Source organism: Mesorhizobium sp. WSM4830, assembly GCF_055811495.1.
This window is the reverse complement of the sequence record NZ_JBVVQI010000089.1, coordinates 1-1,111: the sequence shown is the minus strand read 5'-3', so window position 1 is coordinate 1,111 and position 1,111 is coordinate 1. Positions and strand designations below refer to the sequence as shown.

General features: G+C 60.4%; 2 protein-coding genes. Both read right to left on the bottom strand.

Features of this window, described 5'->3' with window-relative positions:
* Positions 1-7: 7 nt before the first annotated feature.
* Positions 8-835: a hypothetical protein gene (locus AC0L2Y_RS34445; protein ID WP_473562317.1), complete on the bottom strand. Its 828-nt coding sequence runs from the start codon at positions 833-835 to the stop codon at positions 8-10.
* A partial coding sequence (locus AC0L2Y_RS34440; RefSeq protein WP_473562316.1) for a hypothetical protein occupies positions 816-1,111 on the bottom strand: 296 nt, incomplete at its 5' end. The genes AC0L2Y_RS34440 and AC0L2Y_RS34445, both read right to left, overlap by 20 nt.

Genomic DNA, 1,111 nt, shown 5'->3' with positions numbered 1-1,111 from the left:
CTAGTCTTCACTGGCGCGGCTCGAGCTTTTTGATGGCCGTGTTGGAAGCAATGCTGCGGGAAGAGGTATGGTTGCGAGCAGAACGGTTTGCGGCGGCTTTTGGACCTTCATTTTCTGTTTTTTCGGGCAAGCCCGGTTTACGGGCTGGTTGGGCGTCCGAACGCGATAACCTACTTGCAAGTGCACTCGCGGGGGTACGCGCTTTCGGCGAGCGCTCCACAGCCGCAGTGCGACGCTTACCCTTGACGATATCAATTGCCTCACGCGCGGCACTGAGGCTGCGGGCTAGACCGATAGCCCTTTCACGCTCTTGCTCGAGCGCCGCACTCAATTCTGCCGAGTTCTGCTTTAAAGCATCGCGTTCCTGGCGAACAATATCGAGGTCACGCACTGCTGAATCTGCTCGTTCGCGTCCCAGCTCGAGTGTTTCTCGAGCCTGCTTTAGAGCGGCCTCGGCCACCTGTCGGTCCCTTATGGCGTTGGCCTGCTCGACGGCTGCCAGCTTTGCGCCTGCCTTAAGAGCATCGATAGTTTGGCGAGCCGTGGTAAGTTCTTGCTCCAAGAGCTCGACCTTGTGCCGCTCGTCATCAAGCGTTCGCTTCGCAGCAAGCTGGGAGGCGTCCATAGAGGGGTGCGCTCCAGGCGCGGCAGCCTCCTCGCTGTTCCAGAGACTGGCTTCGGCCCTGTAGCTTTCGATAACGCGCTGCGCCGTCTCCAGATCGAGCCCGAGCGCTTCCTCTGTTCGCTGCTGCTCTTTCAGGGTTTGTGCTTGCTGAGCCACCGTCTCTGCCAGTAGGTGTGCCTGGGCGCTTAGCTCACGGACGCCGCGCTGCATAACCTCTAGGTCCGCTCGTGCTGCGGCCAATTCGGCGTAAAGCCTCCTCATGCTCGCCGAGCGGCGTTCGCGCGCCCTCCTTGAGTGCCTGTGTTTCGCTGAGCACCAGCTCTCTAGATGTATGGGATCCGAGCGCGCTCGGTTGTGACTTGCCCGGTTCTTTGCCGACCTCGGTGTGTTCGGAAACCACGACCGACGAGCTGTCGTTAGCTGTGGCAACCGCTGGCGCTTCGGGCGCCAACTGACCATTTGCCGGAAATGCCAACAGCAGAACGA

Coding starts and splice junctions, on each gene's coding strand:
- AC0L2Y_RS34445 (WP_473562317.1), bottom strand. CDS start 835: ATGCAGCGCGGCGTCCGTGAGCTAAGCGCCCAGGCACACCTACTGGCA.